We start from the raw sequence: 17,569 nt of genomic DNA, 5'->3' as shown, positions 1-17,569 counted from the left end.
AGCTTACTGCCGTCTGCAAATCCCTTGCTGGCCTCCTACAAGGTGCCGTAGCTGTGCAGGCCCGACAGGAACATGTTGACGCCCAGGAAGGCGAAGGTGGTGACCAGCAGGCCCAGCAGCGCCCACCAGGCCGACATCGCGCCACGCAGGCCCTTCATCAGCCGCATGTGCAGCCAGGCCGCGTAGTTCAGCCAGACGATCAGCGCCCAGGTTTCCTTCGGGTCCCAGCTCCAGTAGCCGCCCCAGGCCTCGGCCGCCCAGAAGGCGCCCAGGATGGTGGCGATGGTGAAGAAGGCAAATCCGAGCGCGATGGCCTTGTACATCAGGTCGTCGAGCACGGTCAGCGCCGGCAGGCGGGCCGAGAGCGGCTTGCGCAGTGCGACGCAGATCGTCAGGAATACCAGCACCGAGCCCATCTTGCGGGCCCAGCCATCCAGCCCGGCCACCGTCTCGGCCGGCAGTTGCGCCCCGAAGCGCACCGCCAGGATGAACGCCACCAGGGCTGCGGGCACGCCGATCAGGCCGATCTGCAGCGCACGGGGCGTGGCTGTCTTCAAGAGGTAGGCCAGGGCCACCATGGCAGACAGCGCGAAAGTGCCATAGCCGACGAAATTGGCAGGCACGTGGATCTTCATCCACCAGCTCTGCAGCGCCGGCACCAGCGGTTGGATCTCGTGCGCGCCGCGCTCTACCGTGTACCAGAGCAGGAAGCCCACGGCGGCGGAAACCACCAGCATCACGTAGGCGCCCAGGGCGCGGGTCTTGAAACGGGCTTCGTAGTAGAGATAGATCAGCGTGGTCAGCCAGGTGAACAGCACGAACACTTCGTAGAGGTTGCTGACCGGGATGTGGCCGATGTCGGGCGCGATCTGGTGGCTTTCGAACCAGCGCACCATGGTGCCGACGAGCGCCATGAAGACGGCGCCCCAGGCGAGCTTGGAGCCCAGCACCTCGGCCGTGCTCTCTTCGCTCTTGGTGAAGAAGCCGACCCAGTAGGCCAGCATGCTCATGAAGACCAAGAGGCTCATCCACAGGATGGCGCTCTGGCTGGACAGCATGTACTTGAGCAGGAAGACCTTGTCGGCGGCCGCGAGGTCGGCGCCGAATGCGTCCGTCTGGCGCAAGTAGACGTTGATCGCCAAAAGGCTGGCCGCACCGACCAGCAGCGTCAACAGGCGCACCGGACGCCAGAACCAGCCCAGCGCGATCATGGCCGGCATGGCGAAGGCGAGGATGCCCTTCTCATAGACGTCCATCGAGGCGCCGTAGCGCGAGAAGGCATAGCCGCCGCCCAGCAGCACCAGCAGGGCAAATGCCCAGTCGGCGGGGCTGCGAGTGGCCCAGTGGCTGCGCCGACCCAGTGTCATCGTGGTGGTAGTCATGTGGCCTTCTTTTCCTCTTCAGGATTCAACAGCGCCTGGCTCAGGCGCGCGAACTCGGCATCGGTATCCAGCATCTGGCGTGTGCATGACAGCGCCATGCGCACGCGGGTCTGGCCCGGCGCCGTGGGCTCCAGCCAGATCCACAGCCGGCGCTCACGGACATAGAGCATCGCGAAGACGCCGACGATCAGCAAGACCGCGCCCAGATAGACCAGCTTCTGGCCAGGGGCACGTGCCACCTGGAACACGCTGGCCTGGATCTGCTTGAACTCGTCCAGCTCCAGGAGCACCGGCGCGGGATAGAACATGCTGTCCGACAAGGCCAGGACCGCCTGCGTCATGAAGTTCTGCGTGGCGGCATCGCCGGCTGGCGCGGGCTTGCCGGCACGTTCCAGATTGAGCTTGTGCAGTTCGTAGAGCGAGCCGTTCAGGATGCGCAGCAGCACTTCGGAGACGCGGTTGCGTTCGGCCTCGGGCACTTCCTTCTCGATGAAGGTCGAGAGCGCCGGCAGGCCGCCCCAGCCTGCGCTCGGCGGCACGTCGCCCGGGCGCACGCCCTCGGCGCCGGCAAACAGGTTCAAGGCCCGCAGGGCCGTGGCCTGCAACTGCGGCTTCATGGCCGGGTTGCTGGCGGGCGAGGCGGCGGCGGCATAGCGCTCCGCAGCTGCTGCGCGGCGAGCCGGATCGGCCAGGGCCTGGCGCAGCCGATGCCAACCGTCGATGCCACCTTCGGCATCGACCGGGATGCGCAGGTAGCGGAAGGCTTCGGCCGGCGTGTCGCGCACACCGGCGAGGTAGACGCGCTGGCCGTCCAGCTCCACCGGCACCATGTAGTTGTTGAACTCGCGCGCCTGGCCGGCCGCGTCGCGCAGCTTGTAGCTGACCGAGGGGCCGACATTGCGCAGCGACTTGTCGCCCGGCGCCTTGGCACCGCTGCCCAGGTGCTTGTCGAGGCTCTCGGCCAGATCGACCTTGCGCACGTCTGCACCGCTGGTGGTCGCGCCGCTCATGTTCTCGACGTTGATCACGCGCAGGCCGGTGAATTCCAGGCCCAGCTTCTCAGCGCCATTGCTCAGCGAAGTGCTGGCGCCAACCACGCCTTCCAGCATGAAGGGCTCGGCCGAGCTGCCCATGGGCAAGGCGCGCAGCTTGAGTTGCGAGCCGCCGTCGTCAAAGCTGCTCTGGTAGATGGCCACGCCGTCATGAATCACCGGCTCGTTGACCTTGACCGTCGCTTCGCGCGTGGCGCCCGTGGCGTGGTCGCGGATCACAATTTCGCTGGCGAAGAGCTTGGGCGCGCCGGTCTCGTAGAACTCGACGATGAACTTCTTCAGCTCCACGTCGAAAGGCAGGTCCTGCAGCACGACGCCGTCGGTCATGGAGAGGATGGCAGTCGCAGCGCGGCCACCCTCGGGCACCATCAGGTTGCCGCGGTAGCTGGGGCTGCTGGCCGGCAGGCGGTGCTCGGCCTTGACCTCGCTGACCAGGCCACCGCCGCTGTAGACACTCTTGCCCTGCACGAACATCAGGCCGCGCACCAGCAGGTCGCCGTCCAGCAGGCCGCCCAGGCAGATCAGGACGATGGAGGAATGCGCCGCCAGGTAGCCGATCTTGTTGGCCGCGCCCTTGCGGGCCGCCACCATGGTGCCGCGGTCGCGCATCTGGGCCTTGGCCTTCCAGCCCTCGGCGCCCAGCAGCTCGGAAACCTTCTGCAGCGCCGCCTCGGCCGGCATTGCCAGCTCGCCCAGGGCCTTGTGAGGGAAGGCCTGCAGCGATTGCTCGCGGATGTTTTCCTTGTAGCTCTTCAGGTCCGCCACGATCTTGGGCGTGTTCCGCGCGATGCACAGGCTGGTCGAGACGACCAGGAACACCAGCATCAGGAGGAACCACCAGGCGCTGTAGATCGTGTAAAGGTCGATGCGACCCAGCAGTTCAGACCAGAACGGCCCGAACTGGTTCACATAGTTGTTCAGCGGCTCGCGCTGCTTGACCACGGTGCCGACGATCGCGGCGATGCAGATCGCCACGAACAGCGCGATGGCAAAGCGCATCGAGGACAGCAGTTCGACCAGGTCGTGCAGGGTGCGCGAGCGCTGGGCGGGCTGTTCGGGTCGGGCAGGGGGCAGGGCGGATTCAGCGGAAGACATCGCGGGATTGTGCCGGTGGCGGCGGCGTCAGGCTTTGAGCCAGGCGAAAAGGCGGACAAACGGCCAGACAAACGGCCAGAAAAAGCGGCCAGAAAAAAAGCCGGTGACATGCACCGGCCTTTCGAATGACAGGGACGGGTTCGCCAGGGCGACCCGTACTCGCTCAGCGCAGGCCGGCGATGTAGTCGGACACGGCCTTGATTTCGCGGTCGTTCATCTTGGCCGCAACAGCCGTCATCTGGGCGCTGTTCAGGCGGGTGCCGGCGCGGAAGGCGTTCAGCTGAGCTTCCGTGTAGTCGCTGTGCTGGCCCGACAGGCGCGGGTACTGCGCTGGCATGCCGGCGCCCGTGGGGCTGTGGCAGCCGGCGCAGGCCGGGATATTGCGGTCGGCAATGCCGCCGCGGTAGATCTTCTCGCCCAGTGCCACCAGGGCCTTGTCCTTGGCGAAGCCGGGCTTGGGCTGCTTGGAGGCGTAGAACGCGGCGACATTCTTCATGTCTTCCGGACTCAGGGGCGCAGCCATGCCGCTCATGATCGGGTTGGCGCGCTTGCCCTCCTTGAACTCGGCCAGTTGCTTGGCCAGGTATTCAGGGTGCTGGCCCTGCAGGATCGGGTTGGCCGGGCTGCCACGCGAACCATCGGCCGTGTGGCAGGCAGCACACACTTGCGTGGACAGGGCTTGGCCCTTGGCCAGGTCTGGCTTGGCCGGGGCCTGGGTCTCCGACGCAGTAGCTGCGGCGGCCAGAAACAGACCCGTCAACAGGAGAGCGGCATTCTTCATGGGGTGGGGTTCGGTAAGCGCAAGCCCAGGATTTTACAATGGCTATTCACCAGCCCAGGATCTTCATGACATCGAACAACACAAAGCAGCCCGCCCAGACTCCAGAAGTCGAGGGCGAGGTCAGCGACAAACAGGTGCTTGGCTGGACCCACACGGCACGTTTTCTGACCACCGCCAGCCAGCTGGAGCACCTGCCGGCGACCGAATTGGCCGAGATCGCCTTCGTCGGCCGCAGCAATGCCGGCAAGAGCACGGCCATCAACACCCTGGCCCAGCAAAAGCGCCTGGCCTACGCCTCCAAGACGCCTGGCCGCACACAGCACATCAACCTGTTCCACCTGGGGCCCAAGGACGCGCCCAACGCCCTGTTCGCCGACCTGCCCGGCTACGGCTATGCCGCCGTGGCCAAGGCCGCCAAGCTACGCTGGCAGAAGGTCATGGCCGACTACCTGGACGTACGCCGCAGCCTGTCGGGCGTGGTCCTGATGGTCGATTCGCGCCTGGGCCTGACCGACCTGGACAAGCAGCTCCTGCAGTTCGTGCAGCGCCGCGTGGCCAGTGGCGAGGTCAAGCTGCTGGTGCTGTTGACTAAATCCGACAAACTGAACCGTCAGGAGTCCGATGCCGCCCTGCGCAAGGCGCAAGACGAGCTGGGCGAGCTGGCCACCGAAGCATCGGACGTGTCGGTCACGCTGTTTTCGGCGCTCAAGAAGCAGGGCGTGGCCGACGTGGCCCACATCCTGCACGAATGGGTGCAGGCCCATGTGCAGGCGCCCGAGGTCGAAGTGACCGAGCAGATGGCTGCCGGCGCCGACGAAGAGAACAAGGGTGGCGAGGGCGACGAGCCCGCGGTGTCGCCCGCCTGACAGGCCGGGCAGCGGCCGCTGCCCATACTCAATGTCCATGAGCATTGAACGTTTCGACCTGGCCTTGCCTCACGGCATTACGTTGTCTTGCCGCGCCGCTGGTGGCGCGCACCTGCCGCGACTCGTGTTCCTGCATGGATTCCCGGAGGCGGCCTTCGTGTGGGACGAGGTGATGGAGGCGCTGTCTCCGCACTTCCGTTGTATCGCCCCGAACCTGCGCGGCTATGAGCGCTCCAGCGCGCCGGTCGAAGTCGAGGCCTACCGCGCCAAGCATTTGATGGCCGATGTGGCCGCCCTGATCGCCGCCACGGGCGAGGGCCCTTTGGCAGCGCTCGTGGCCCACGACTGGGGTGGCGCCGTCGGCTGGAACCTGGCGGTGCAGAAGCCCGAGCTGATGCGGCGCCTGGTCATCGTCAATTCACCGCATCCCGGCACCTTTCTGCGCGAGTTGCAGCAAAGCGAATCGCAGCGCCAGGCGAGCGCCTACATGAACCGGCTGTGCGAACCGCAGATGGAACAAGAGCTGGCGGCCGACGATTACGCCCAGCTCTGGCCCTTCTTCACCGACCACGGCGGCCAGCCCTGGCTGACCGACGCGCTGAAAGAACGCTATCGCGAGGTCTGGAATCACGGCCTGACCGGCCCCTTGAACTACTACCGCGCCTCGCCGATGCGTCCACCCACGGAGAGCGACCCCGGCGCGATGGCGCTGAAATTCGCGCCCGAGTTCGTCACCGTGAAAGTGCCGACCACGGTGATCTGGGGCCTGGAGGACAAGGCCTTGCCTGCAGCGATGGTTGATGGCCTCGAGCAGTTTGTGCCTCTGCTGGATCTGCACCGGGTGCCGGGTGCCGGGCACTGGATCGTCCATGAACAGCCGGCCTTGGTGGCAACGTTGATACAGCGGAGTGTTTGCATGGGGTCAATTTGATGGCGTCTGAGCGGCCGAGCCAAGCGGCGCCCATGGATCCGGCTTTGCCGGGCCATCGGGAGCGCCCCCTTGAGGGGGAGGCGCGCAGCGCCTCGGGGGTGAGCAGTTACGGCCGGCCGATGAACAGATAGACGGTCGTGCCGCCACGCGGCGCGTGGCCGAGTGCCAGATAAAGCGGGCCAAAGCCGGTATCCGCGCCAATGAAGGCGCTGGCTGCGTAGCGCAGGTCCTTGAAGCTCGCGTCGCGGCGCTGGTCCCAGGCATTGCCGGCTTCCAGCGAGCCGCCGATGAAGAAGCCGCGGGTCAGCACCGGTGCTTCGCGAAGGCGCAGGTAGTAGGTAGCGCGTCCGAAAGCCAGCGTATTGCCGAAGAGCTGGCCCTGCTGATAGCCCGAGAGCTGCTGAAAGCCGCCCAGCGTGTAAGGGCCCTGGGTCGAATCGGTCGGCTGATTGGCCTGCAAGAGGCGCGCATGCAGGTTCAGCGTATGCGCGCCGATGCTGCCGGCGGCCGTGCCTTGCAGCTCGAAGCGGCTGAAATGCTGGCGCCGCGTGTTGGTGCCCGACTGCAGTCCGCTGATCGCCTCGGCCACCAGGCGGTAGCCGCGCTGTGGGAAGTTGGCAAAGTCGAGCTGGTCGATCACGGTCTTCAGCCGCACGCCGGTTTCGCTCCAGGTCTGGTTGAGCTGGTCGCCCACGTCGACGGTCAGCAGCTTGGGCGTGATGCGCCAGCGCTGGTGCGTGAGGCCCAGGCGCACCTCGCCGATGCGCCCCCAGGGTTGGCCGAGATCGAAGCCCAGCTGGCCGGACACGCGCGCCAGCCGCGCCAGGCCCTTGCCGGACTCGGGCTCGTAGATGTTGATCTGGCGCCGTTCCAGCTCGGTCCAGGCGGAGACGAACCAGTCTTCCGAGGTGCCGAGCTTCTGGATCAGCGGGTGGTAGAGCTCGCTGTAGAAGCGCGGCGTCTGGCCCACGCTCAGCTGATTGCGCCACTCGGTGCCGTGGTCGGTGAGCCAGTGGCGGTTGTGGCTGAGGCGCAGGTTGAATGAGCTCTCGCCGGCGAAGTCGGTGCTGAGATCCAGGCCGACGCGGAAGTAGTTCGGGCCCCAGGGCTTGTCTTCCATGAGGAACACCAGCGTGTCGCCTTCGGCACGTTGCTCAACGTGATAGTCCACCCGCACATAGTCGCCCGTGGACGCGAGCTTTCGGGTGTCTCGCTCGGCCCGGGCGGGGTCGAAGTTCTGGCCAGCTTGCGATTCGAGCTGGGCCTTGAAGCGCTCCGGGTTGGTGTTGTCGCTGCCCTCGAAAGCCACCGCTTCCAGCGAAGGCGCGGCGGGGTTGTGTGAAAGGTGCGCCTTGCGCCAGCGCTTGTATTCGGCCTCGGGCAGGGCCAGCTCGCGCAGCCGCGGCAGCAAGGCCTCGGCGGCTGCCTCGCCCTGGGTGATGAAGTCGCGGCCGCGCTCGAAGTCGGCCGACGTCAGCTTGCCAAGGTTTGGCGTGATCAGGATGTCCTCGTTCCAGAGGCTGGCCAGGCTGCGCTGGACGTTCTGCTCGGTCAGGATGTTGATCATCTGGCCGGTCAGTCCGACCATCGAACCCAGGGACGAGCGCGCCGACAGCGGCGTGCCGACGTTGACCGCGATCAGCTGCTCGGCGCCCATGCGGCGGGCAATGTCGACCGGCAGGTTGTTCACCAGGCCGCCGTCGCCCAGGATGCGCTCATTCCATTCGATAGGCGCGAACACGCCGGGCACGCTCATGCTGGAGCGCATGGCCAGCGCCAGGTCGCCATTGCCAACGACGACCTGCTGGCCATCTTCCATATTGGTGGCGACCGCGCGGAAGGGAATGGGCAGCTTGTCGAACTCCTGCACCATGCGCACCGGCAAGGTCAGGCGCCGCAGCAGGGCTTCCAGGCCGCGGCTGGACAGGGTGCCTTGCGGCGCCCGCAACTCGCCATCACGCAGGCCGAGCTCCAGTGCGGCCGAAAACTCGAAGTCCTCTTCCTTGCGGCGCTGCGACAGCTGCTGGCGCTCCACGCGCGCCGCAAAAACGCGCCCCCAATTGATCTGCAACAGCTCGCGCTCCAGCTCGGCGGAAGTCATGCCGCTGGCGTAGAGGCCGCCGATGATGGAGCCCATCGAGGTGCCGGCAATCAGGTCGACCGGAATGCGCTCGCGCTCCAGCACCTTGAGCACCCCCACGTGGGCCAGGCCGCGCGCGCCACCACCCGAGAGCACCAGGCCCAGCTTGGGCCGCGCTGGCGGGGGCTGGGGCACATCGGTCGGTGCGGCCATGGCTGTGCCGGCGAGCGCCAGCAGCACCAGGCCGACGAAGCCGACCGCAAGCCTCATCAGGCGTCGAGGTCCTGCATCAGCGTGTCGACCGCGCGCTGCACCAAGGTGTCCTCGGCCAGCGACGTGATCAGGCCGTTGGCCAGGAGCTTCTCGAGCGCACCGCGGGTCAGGGAATGGCGGTCTTCCGCATCCTGGCCGACGAAGAGGAAGAACTGGCGGCTCTCGCTGACCCAGGCGATCTGGGCTGTCAGCCACTGGCTCTGGATGAACAGGTGGTACCACTGGCCCACTTCCAGACCGTCAACCCAGGCCGCCAGCGCGGCGCGGGATTCGGGGCTGTCGTTCTCGTCGTAGAGCTGGGTCGGCACCGTGGGCAACTGGCCGCGGTCCACCTGGTCATGGGCCCAGCGCGAGGGCATCTGCGATTCGCGCTCGCTGAGCAACTGTTGCAGCAGGTCTTCGGGGCTCAGTTCGCGCTTGTCGACAGCGCGCAGCGCCGACACCGGGGGTACGGCCGGCTGGCCTTGCAGCACGCGTTGGTGCATCTGTGCCAGTTCGTGGATCAGGGCCTGCGATTTGCTGGCGGGCAAGGCGATGGAGTTGAAGCCTTGCTCCAGCCTTTGCATCAGCGCTGGCAGGCGGCCGCGCAGGCGTGTCACCTCGGCCGGCGTCTTGCACGGCTCCAGGCTGGCGAGCAGTTCGTCCACCGTGTCGATGTGGGCATGCGCCTCGGCCGCATCGCGGCCATGCAGCACCATGGCCTGCACGATCACGTCGACCCAGGTGCCCCTGAGGAAGCTGCGCAGCGCCGGAGTGACCGGCGCGTCGATCATCTGGTCGCCGACCTGCTCGCGCAGCACCGTCGCCCACTGGTCACGCATCTGTTCGCGCTCCAGCGCGGCCAGCGCCGTGGCGCTGCGTTCACTGCGCTGGCGTGCCTGCGAACCGATGTGCTCTTCCACCTGGATCAGCACCTGCTGGAACAGCTGGGCGCTGGGCGAAGGTGTGGCCACAAGCATGGACAGGCGCGTCTCCATGAACTGCAGGAACTGCTGCAGGCGCTCGTCGTTCGGGTTGTCGAAACCCATGCCATGCGAGGCGACACGGTTGAGCAGTTGCCAGGTCGGATGCTCCTGGCGGCGCATCAGGCTGGGGTCGATGCGGGCCAGGCGCACGACCGGAATCTGCAAACGCGCCAGCAAGGCCTTGACCGGCGGCAACAGGCGCGGGTCGGCCAGGATCTGGTCGTACAGCCGCGTCAGCAGGTCGCCGGTACCGCCGGCGGCTGCCGGGCTGAAATTGATGCCACTGGGCGCCGGTGGCAGCTCGGGCTTGCTCGCGAGCTTCTGTGGCCGGCTGTTCACTTCGTCCACCCGCTTGGCCAGGCTGTCCAGCGTCGCGGGGCTGAGCTTGGCCGCCTGTGCTTTCGCGGCTTCCGAGAGATTGCGCAGGCGCGGGTCCTGGCCGCCCGTGCCCGAACCGTAGCTCGACACCATCTGGCTCAGGTGTGCCGCCTGCAACTGGCTGCAAAGCGCGGCGTAGTGGTGCTGCAGCGTTTCGGTGAGCGGGCCGGCCGCCACCTTGAGCATTGCGTAGCGCCCTTCGGAATCCAGGTTGGTGTCGACCAGCGCGTCGTACATGGCCTGGGCGAACAGGGCCGGGCGCAGCGGGTTGTCGTCTTTGCGGTGGGCGCTTTGGCCGCGCAGGGCAGCAAAGAAATTGCCCAGCTGATGCAGCTCGGGCTTGCATTGCTCTTCCACCGATGCGATCAGGTGGGCGATGGCAACATCCTGCAGCGCCTGGTGTTCGTCAACCAGGCTCAATGTGTCGAGCGACACCGCCGCGCCACGGCGCAGCGGGTCCTGGCCACGCCTGGCGATCTGCAGCATCGGCTGCAGTACCGCCTCCAGATTGGTGGCGAAGCGGCCACGCTGGCGGCGCCAGCCTTCCAGCAGCATGAAATGTTGGGGGCGGCGTTCCAACTCGTCCTGGATCGCATCCTGGACCGAGCGCGCAAGCATCGGCAGGGCGGCGATGGTGTCGTCGACCAGGGTTTGCAGGGTAGGGGCTTGTGGCATGTCGTGACTTTGACGGATGCCGCATTATGAATTGGCAACCCACGCAAATGCTGACTCTGCGCGGCCCCCCCCTGAGGGTGGATGGTCCGGGCAACAGACCATGAAAAATCACCGCTTTTTTCATCGGTAACAGGGCAATGAAAAAGGGCCGCATTGCTGCGGCCCTTTCTGAACTTGCCCTCGAAGGGCAGGCTCGTTCTTACATGTCCATGCCCATGCCACCCATGCCGCCCATGCCACCAGGCATGCCGCCGCCGGCTGCTTCTTCCTTCGGCGACTCGGCGACCATGCACTCGGTCGTCAGCATCAGCGAAGAAACCGAAGCGGCGTTCTGCAGGGCAGTGCGTGTCACCTTGGTCGGGTCCAGGATGCCCATTTCGATCATGTCGCCATAGGTGTCGTTGGCGGCATTGAAGCCGTAGTTGCCCGAACCGGCCAGCACGGCGTTCACGACGACGGAGGCTTCGCCACCGGCGTTGTAGACGATTTCGCGCAGCGGGGCTTCGATGGCCTTCAAGACCAGCTTGATGCCGGCGTCTTGGTCGGCGTTGTCGCCCTTGATGACGCCAGCAGCTTGCTTGGCGCGCAGCAGAGCCACGCCACCACCGGCCACGATGCCTTCTTCCACCGCAGCGCGGGTGGCGTGCAGCGCGTCTTCCACGCGAGCCTTCTTTTCCTTCATTTCGACTTCGGTGGCAGCGCCGACCTTGATCACGGCAACACCGCCGGCCAGCTTGGCCACGCGCTCTTGCAGCTTCTCGCGGTCGTAGTCGCTGGTGGCTTCCTCGATCTGGATGCGCACTTGCTTGACGCGGGCTTCGATGTCGGCAGCAGCACCCATGCCATCGATGATGGTGGTGTTTTCCTTGCCCACTTCGACGCGCTTGGCCTGGCCCAGGTCAGCCAGCGTGACCTTCTCCAGCGTCAGGCCGACTTCTTCGGCGATGACCTTGCCGCCGGTCAGGATGGCGATGTCTTCCAGCATGGCCTTGCGACGGTCGCCGAAGCCCGGCGCCTTGACGGCCACGACCTTCAGGATGCCGCGGATCGTGTTGACCACCAGGGTCGCCAGCGCTTCGCCTTCGACTTCTTCGGCAATGATCAGCAGCGGACGGCCCGACTTGGCCACTTGCTCCAGCGTGGGCAGCAGGTCGCGGATGTTCGAGATCTTCTTGTCGTACAGCAGGACAAACGGGTTGTCCAGCAGCGCGGCTTGCTTCTCGGGGTTGTTGATGAAGTAGGGCGACAGGTAGCCGCGGTCGAACTGCATGCCTTCGACGACGTCCAGCTCGTTGTTCAGGCTCTTGCCGTCTTCAACGGTGATCACGCCTTCCTTGCCCACCTTGTCCATTGCCGAGGCAATGATCTGGCCGACGTCGGCATCGCTGTTGGCCGAGATCGTGCCGACTTGAGCGATTTCCTTGGAGGTGGTGGTGGCCTTCGAAGCCTTCTTCAGCTCGGCAACCAGGGCAGCCACTGCCTTGTCGATACCGCGCTTCAGGTCCATCGGGTTCATGCCGGCGGCCACGTACTTCATGCCTTCGCGCACGATGGCCTGGGCCAGCACCGTAGCGGTGGTGGTGCCGTCACCGGCGTTGTCAGACGTCTTGGAAGCGACTTCCTTGACCATCTGCGCGCCCATGTTCTGCAGCTTGTCCTTGAGCTCGATTTCCTTGGCGACCGACACGCCGTCCTTGGTCACCGTGGGGGCGCCGAACGAGCGCTCCAGCACCACATTGCGGCCCTTGGGGCCCAGGGTCACCTTGACCGCATTGGCCAGGATGTTCACGCCTTCAACCATGCGAGCACGAGCTTCGCCGCCAAAGATCACGTCTTTTGCTGCCATGTGTATTTCTCCGAATTCTTAAAAAGTGGGTGTTGCTGTTGCTACGGACTTTTGTCTCCGGCCGGCCCCTTGGGCCTTAACTTCGCAAGCGAAGTTAGCCTCGACGAAAGTAAATCGCCGTGGGCGATTTACTTTTCCACCACTGCAAACAGGTCTTCTTCACGCATCACCAGCAGCTCGTCGCCATCGACCTTGACGGTCTGGCCCGAGTACTTGCCGAACAGCACGCGGTCGCCGACCTTGACGTTCATGGCGATCAGGTCGCCACGGTCGTTGCGCTTGCCGGTACCGACGGCGAGCACTTCACCCTGGTCCGGCTTTTCAGCGGCGGCGTCGGGGATGAAGATGCCCGAGGCAGTCTTGGTTTCTTGTTCCAGGCGCTTAACGATCACGCGATCGTGCAGAGGACGCAGATTCATCACATCTCCTTGAGGATTTCTCGGGCTTTGAAAATGGAGATCCGCCAGGGCCCAGAGGCCGGGGCGGATCGTTAGCACTCTTGATTGTTGAGTGCTAGCAATCGGATTATAGGGGTCGGAGATGGGCTTTCAAGAGCCCGCCCATGCCTGACGGCGTGGAAAGGATTTGCCCAGTGATGCGGATCCGAAAGATGCTCGTTCGGATCCCGCACATGGCGTTATGCACAAAATGAATAGGGTTAACCCGCAATGACTAGGTAATTTCCCTAGAATGACAGCATTCGCAAACGCAAAGAGGAGATAGAAGAATGGAACTGCTGATCATCACCCTGGCCCTGTCGGCCGTCGCCCTGATCGTCCAACTGAAGGACCTGGTCCAAGCCGACCTCGGCGGCGCGCTGTAAGCACCGCCACTCAATGAGTCAGGCCTCCCGTTGGGAGGCTTTTTTTCGCCCGTGCTCAGCTGCTCAGCGCGCGCATGAGGAGTGCCTGCACCAGCAGGCGCTCGCGGGCGGCCTGTTCGGTCACCGGCAATTTATCAACCCAGTCCGGCGGACAGGTGGCCAGGCTGGACTGGCTGTCCAGCACCGGGGTGCCGCATTGCAGCTGCAATTGCCGCAGCAGTTCGGGCGGCAGGTCCTGGCATTCGATGGCGTCATAGAGCCGGCCCAGCATGCGGGTGGTGGCCAGCGTGGTCGACGGGCAGAACAGGCCGGCGTGCTGCGGTCGGATCAGCGAGACCTGGGCGCCAAGTTCCTGGGCGGCGTCGATGAAGCGCGTTGCGGCCGCGCCGTCTGGATGCTCAGTCAGCAGGCCGATGTTCTTGTTGCGCAGCAGGCTGCGCCCGTGGCTGGCCATGCCTGCAGATTGCAACGCCTTGGCGGTGTCGAGCAGGGCGGCGAGTTCGGTAGCAATGAGCGTGGCCTGGTAAGGGGTGGGCATGGGGCAAGGTGTCTGAACAGAGTTCAAGCAGCCAGCGGCGATGCTAATCAGGCGCAGGTGGCGACCGTTGACCGGGATCAACAAGCCGAACGCTTGTCTCAAGTACCCAGGGCGCCCAGCCCGCTGTTACCAACTGTTTACGCAGCACTTGCCGACTGCTTCAAATCGGTCTTGTCGGTTGTCATGCGGTTGGCCGAGGCTCCCTAGCATGGGCTCATCAAACACAGACCCGCAGGACGCCCATGCTGACCACCGCCACTCCCATCCTTCTCCGCAAGAACGAGGCGGCCAATGCCGGCTCGCTGCAGGGGCAAGCACAGCACCGGAACTCCGAGCAGCGCGCGCAGCTGAGCAGCAGCCAGCAGATTGCCGATGCGCTGGCCTTGGTCAGCGACTGCCTGGTGCCGCAGCGCTTGATGGTGCGTGCCGGTGACGTGATCTGCCAGGCCGGCCAGCGTTTCGACTGCCTGTACCTGATGAACTCCGGCTTCGTGAAGATCATCAGTCTGTCCTGTGATGGCCGCGAGCAGGTGGTGGGGCTGAAGTTCCGCGGCGATTGGCTGGGCTTTGACGGCATTGCCAACCAGCGCTACAGCTGTGATGCCATCGCCATCGACACCGGCGAGGTCTGGGCGATCCGCTATGACGCGCTGCTCGAGGCGAGCCTGCGTCGTCCTGTGCTCCTGAACCTGCTGCACCAGGCGATGAGCCGCGAGATTGCCAACGACCGCGACTCGCTGATGTCGGTCTGCACCCTGCCGGCCGACGCCCGCGTGGCCGACTTCCTGCGCTACTGGGCCGACTCACTGGCCAAGCGCGGCCTGCGCACCGACCAGATCAAGCTGCGCATGACCCGTGCCGAAATCGGCAACTACCTGGGCATGACGCTGGAAACGGTGAGCCGTGCGCTTTCGCGCTTGGCCAAGGCCGGCTTGATCGAGTTCGCCGAGGGCGGTCGTCGCGACATCCTGATCCCCGAGGTCGATGCACTGCGCACCTTCATCCAGGGCGGCATGACACCGGCCCCTGCGCTGCTGCAGTAAGCCCAGCCGTTTCAGTCAGCTGCTGAGCAGCCTGGCCATGGCCGCGGCCAGCTCTTCGCGGCCATAGGGCTTGCGCAAGAGCTCCCAGCCAGGTGGCGAATCGCGGTCGGCGTCCAGCAGCTCGGATGAATAGCCTGACATCAGCAGCACGGCCATGCCCGGGCGGCTGGCCTGGGCGCGTGCCGCCAGCTCGGTGCCCCGCATGCCCGGCCCGAGGGCAATGTCGCTGAGCAACAGGTCAAAGTGCGGTGGCTCGCCCGTCGGCGGATCCAGTACTTGCAAGGCCTGCTCGGCGCTGGCGGCCGACTCCACGATGCAGGCCAGCCCCAGCAGAAAAGTCCGCACGATGTGGCGCACCTCGGTGTCGTCTTCCACCAGCAGCACGCGTATGCCGGCACGCAGCGGCGCGACATCCGGCTTGTCCTCGCTTTCGCGGGCCGCCGTCCAGGGTTGAGGGATGTAGAGCGTCAGGGTTGTGCCCATGCCCTGCGCGCTGCTGATCGCGATCGCGCCCTTGGACTGTTTGACGAAGCCATAGACGGTGGCCAGGCCCAGGCCCGTACCGCGGCCGGCGGCCTTGGTGGTGAAGAAGGGCTCGAAAGCACGCTCGCGCACGGCCTCGGGCATGCCCTGACCGCTGTCGGTGATGGTGATCTGGACGAAGCGATCTACGGCGGCACTGGGGTCTTCGAGCTCGGTGCGCAGCCGATCCGGCAGGCTGGCGCAGGCGCTGGCGCGGAACTGCAGCCAACCACCCTCGGGCATCGCGTCGCGGGCATTGATCGCGATATTGAGCAGTGCCGATTCCAGCTGCGCCGGGTCGGCGAGCACCAGGGGGCAGTCCTCGCCCACCTCGACCGTGATGGCAATGCGCTGGTCGAGCGTGCGGCGGAGCATGCCGGCCAAGGAATTGAGCAGTGCATGCAGGTCCACCGGCTCCGGCTGCAGCACCTGGCGGCGCGCGAAGGTCAGCAGCTTGGCCGTGAGTTCGGCAGCACGCCGGCTGGCCCGCGTGGCCGCGGCCAGCAGCGGCTTTGCTGGCGATGACGCGTCAAGCCCAGGCAAGTCTTCCAGCACTTGAAGATTGCCCTGGATGACGGTCAGCAGATTGTTGAAATCGTGGGCGATGCCGCCGGTCAGCTGGCCAACGCTCTCCAGGCGCTGTGCATGGTTGAGCGCCTCCTCGGTCTTGGCGCGCTGCAGGCTGCTGGTCAGCAGATTGGCCAGCGACTCGAGGAAGTGCACCTCGTCGTCGCCAAAGCGCTGGCTGCGCCGCGAGCGCACGGTCAACGCACCGATGATGCGACCGCGCTCGGCCAATGGCACCGCAAGCGCGCTGCGCAGGCCAGCGTCAAGATAGGCCTGGGGCACGGCGAAGCGCTGCTCAGTGGCGTAGTCGGCCACCACCACCGGCGTGCCGGTGGCGGCCAGGTAGCCTGGGGGCGTGTCCGGTCGGTTGGGCAGCAGCGTGCCCAGCGGCTCGGCCGGCAGGAGGCCGAAGCCGCTGGCCAGGCGGATCTGCTTGCGGTCCGGCTCCAGCAGGAAGACTGCCGCCAGCTCCACCTGCAAGGCTTCGGCCGCGATGGTGCTGACCCTCGTCAGCAGCACCTCCGGGTCCCGCGTATCGATCGCCAGGCGGCCCAGTTGCGCCAGATGCTCGCTGTAGCGGGCACGCTGCAGCGCTTTCTTGACGCGCGGATAGCTGCCGACATCGCGGATTGCCGCCACCACCAGGCCCTGCTGCGGCAGCGGGCTCAGTGCGATCTCGACCATCACTTCCGAGCCGTCGCTGCGCCTGGCCACCAGCTCCATCTGCGTGCCCATGGGGCGCGCGCGCGGCGCTTCACCATAGGCCTTGCGGTACTCGGCATGGCGGGGGCGGATCGCGTCGGGCACCAGCGCATCGACGGTCAGGCCGTGCAGCTCGTCCACCGTGTAGCCAAGCAGGTTCGAGGCCGCCTCATTGCAAAGCACGATGTGGCCCGCCTTGTCGACCAGCAGCAGCGCATCGGGAAAGGCCTGGAACAGCGAGCGGAACACTGTGGACGGATCCAGACCCGTCGGCAGCGCCGGGGTTTCGCCGTCCGGCCTCATGTCGATGGGCTCACCGCGGGCACGAGGATGTAGCCGGCACCCCGAACCGACTTGATCAGCTGCGGGTTGTCGACATCGGTTTCCAGCTTCTTGCGCAGGCGGCCGACCTGCACGTCGATCGTGCGGTCAAAGGGGCCGGCCTCGCGGCCGCGCGTGTGCTCCAGCAGAAAATCGCGCGAAAGCACCCGGCCCGGATGCCGGGCAAAGGCCACCAGCAGGTCGAACTCGCCGCTGGTGAGCGCCACTTCCTGGCCGGTCGGCGAGAGCAGGCGCCGCGCACCCACGTCAAGGTTCCAGCCAGAGAAGCACAGCTGCTCGCCACCAGGCTGCAGCGCGGCCGCCGCGGCGAGCGGCTGCAGCCGGCGCAGTACCGCTTTGATGCGGGCCAGCAGTTCGCGCAGGTCGAAGGGCTTGGTCACATAGTCGTCGGCACCGACCTCCAGACCGACCACCTTGTCGATGGCGTCGCCGCGGCCGGTCACGATCACCAGGCCGCAGCACCAGTGCTCGCGCAACTGGCGGGCAATCGAGAAACCGTCCTCGCCGGGCAGGCCCAGGTCCAGGAGCACCAGGGCGGGCGGGTCGGCCTTCATCAGCAACATCAAGGCATGACCGTCGTGCAGTGCGGTGACCCGAAACCCATGCGCCTGCAGGTAATTGCCCAGCAGCTGGGTGATATCGGATTCGTCGTCGACGATGGCGATATGGGCTGGAACCGTATTCATCGAGACAAAGCCTAGCAGGATT

At 65.8% G+C, this 17,569-nt stretch carries 13 protein-coding genes; 3 read left to right on the top strand and 10 right to left on the bottom strand.

Going from position 1 to position 17,569, the window contains the following annotated elements:
- Nucleotides 1–35: 35 nt before the first annotated feature.
- The 3 genes from ccsB to V3596_RS18075 all read right to left on the bottom strand — a co-directional run bounded on the left by ccsB (nt 36) and on the right by V3596_RS18075 (nt 4,310).
- Nucleotides 36–1,382 carry a c-type cytochrome biogenesis protein CcsB gene (ccsB, locus tag V3596_RS18085; protein WP_334279202.1) on the bottom strand — a complete coding sequence of 449 codons (1,347 nt, stop codon included), beginning with the start codon at nt 1,380–1,382 and terminating at the stop codon, nt 36–38.
- Nucleotides 1,379–3,529, bottom strand: a complete 2,151-nt coding sequence (locus V3596_RS18080) for a cytochrome c biogenesis protein ResB (protein WP_416383991.1) — start codon at nt 3,527–3,529, stop codon at nt 1,379–1,381. The genes ccsB and V3596_RS18080 overlap by 4 nt, the downstream gene beginning before the upstream one ends.
- 163 nt (nt 3,530–3,692) lie before the next feature.
- On the bottom strand, nt 3,693–4,310 hold the full coding sequence (locus V3596_RS18075) for a c-type cytochrome (RefSeq protein WP_334279201.1): 618 nt from the start codon (nt 4,308–4,310) through the stop codon (nt 3,693–3,695).
- A gap of 65 nt (nt 4,311–4,375) precedes the next feature.
- On the opposite strand from V3596_RS18075, the gene yihA reads away from it, so the two are divergent.
- Nucleotides 4,376–5,176 carry a ribosome biogenesis GTP-binding protein YihA/YsxC gene (yihA, locus tag V3596_RS18070; RefSeq protein WP_334279200.1) on the top strand — a complete coding sequence of 267 codons (801 nt, stop codon included), beginning with the start codon at nt 4,376–4,378 and terminating at the stop codon, nt 5,174–5,176.
- 37 nt (nt 5,177–5,213) lie between these two features.
- Nucleotides 5,214–6,107, top strand: coding sequence for an alpha/beta fold hydrolase (locus V3596_RS18065; RefSeq protein ID WP_334279199.1), 894 nt, complete (start codon nt 5,214–5,216; stop codon nt 6,105–6,107).
- A gap of 106 nt (nt 6,108–6,213) precedes the next feature.
- Here the strand turns inward: V3596_RS18065 and V3596_RS18060 are convergent, their stop codons facing one another.
- From V3596_RS18060 to V3596_RS18040, 5 genes are all read right to left on the bottom strand, one after another.
- Nucleotides 6,214–8,457, bottom strand: coding sequence for a patatin-like phospholipase family protein (locus V3596_RS18060; RefSeq protein WP_334279198.1), 2,244 nt, complete (start codon nt 8,455–8,457; stop codon nt 6,214–6,216).
- Entirely contained in the window at nt 8,457–10,478 is a 2,022-nt protein-coding gene (locus V3596_RS18055) for a DUF1631 family protein (RefSeq protein WP_334279197.1), read from the bottom strand. Before V3596_RS18055 ends, V3596_RS18060 begins: the two co-directional genes overlap by 1 nt.
- Nucleotides 10,479–10,677: 199 nt before the next feature.
- Nucleotides 10,678–12,324, bottom strand: a complete 1,647-nt coding sequence (gene groL, locus V3596_RS18050) for a chaperonin GroEL (RefSeq protein WP_334279196.1) — start codon at nt 12,322–12,324, stop codon at nt 10,678–10,680.
- A gap of 128 nt (nt 12,325–12,452) precedes the next feature.
- A complete protein-coding gene (groES, locus tag V3596_RS18045; RefSeq protein WP_334279195.1) occupies nt 12,453–12,743 on the bottom strand; it encodes a co-chaperone GroES in 291 nt (96 codons plus the stop codon).
- Nucleotides 12,744–13,202: 459 nt separating this feature from the next.
- Entirely contained in the window at nt 13,203–13,685 is a 483-nt protein-coding gene (locus V3596_RS18040; protein ID WP_334279194.1) for a Rossmann-fold NAD(P)-binding domain-containing protein, read from the bottom strand.
- Nucleotides 13,686–13,927: 242 nt separating this feature from the next.
- On the opposite strand from V3596_RS18040, the gene V3596_RS18035 reads away from it, so the two are divergent.
- Nucleotides 13,928–14,728, top strand: a complete 801-nt coding sequence (locus tag V3596_RS18035) for a Crp/Fnr family transcriptional regulator (protein ID WP_334279193.1) — start codon at nt 13,928–13,930, stop codon at nt 14,726–14,728.
- 15 nt (nt 14,729–14,743) lie between these two features.
- On the opposite strand, the gene V3596_RS18030 is transcribed toward V3596_RS18035, so the two are convergent.
- Both V3596_RS18030 and V3596_RS18025 read right to left on the bottom strand, forming a co-directional pair.
- The gene (locus V3596_RS18030) at nt 14,744–16,822 is read right to left on the bottom strand and encodes a PAS domain S-box protein (RefSeq protein WP_334279192.1); all 2,079 of its coding nucleotides are present in this window, start codon (nt 16,820–16,822) and stop codon (nt 14,744–14,746) included.
- The gene (locus V3596_RS18025; protein ID WP_334279191.1) at nt 16,819–17,547 is read right to left on the bottom strand and encodes a response regulator transcription factor; all 729 of its coding nucleotides are present in this window, start codon (nt 17,545–17,547) and stop codon (nt 16,819–16,821) included. Before V3596_RS18025 ends, V3596_RS18030 begins: the two co-directional genes overlap by 4 nt.
- Nucleotides 17,548–17,569 lie beyond the last annotated feature (22 nt).

It is taken from the genome of Roseateles microcysteis, assembly GCF_036880965.1.
Taxonomy (GTDB): Bacteria; Pseudomonadota; Gammaproteobacteria; order Burkholderiales; family Burkholderiaceae_C; genus JAUASW01.
Note: the sequence above shows the minus strand (reverse complement) of the source record. Positions and strands in the feature narration are given on the sequence as shown.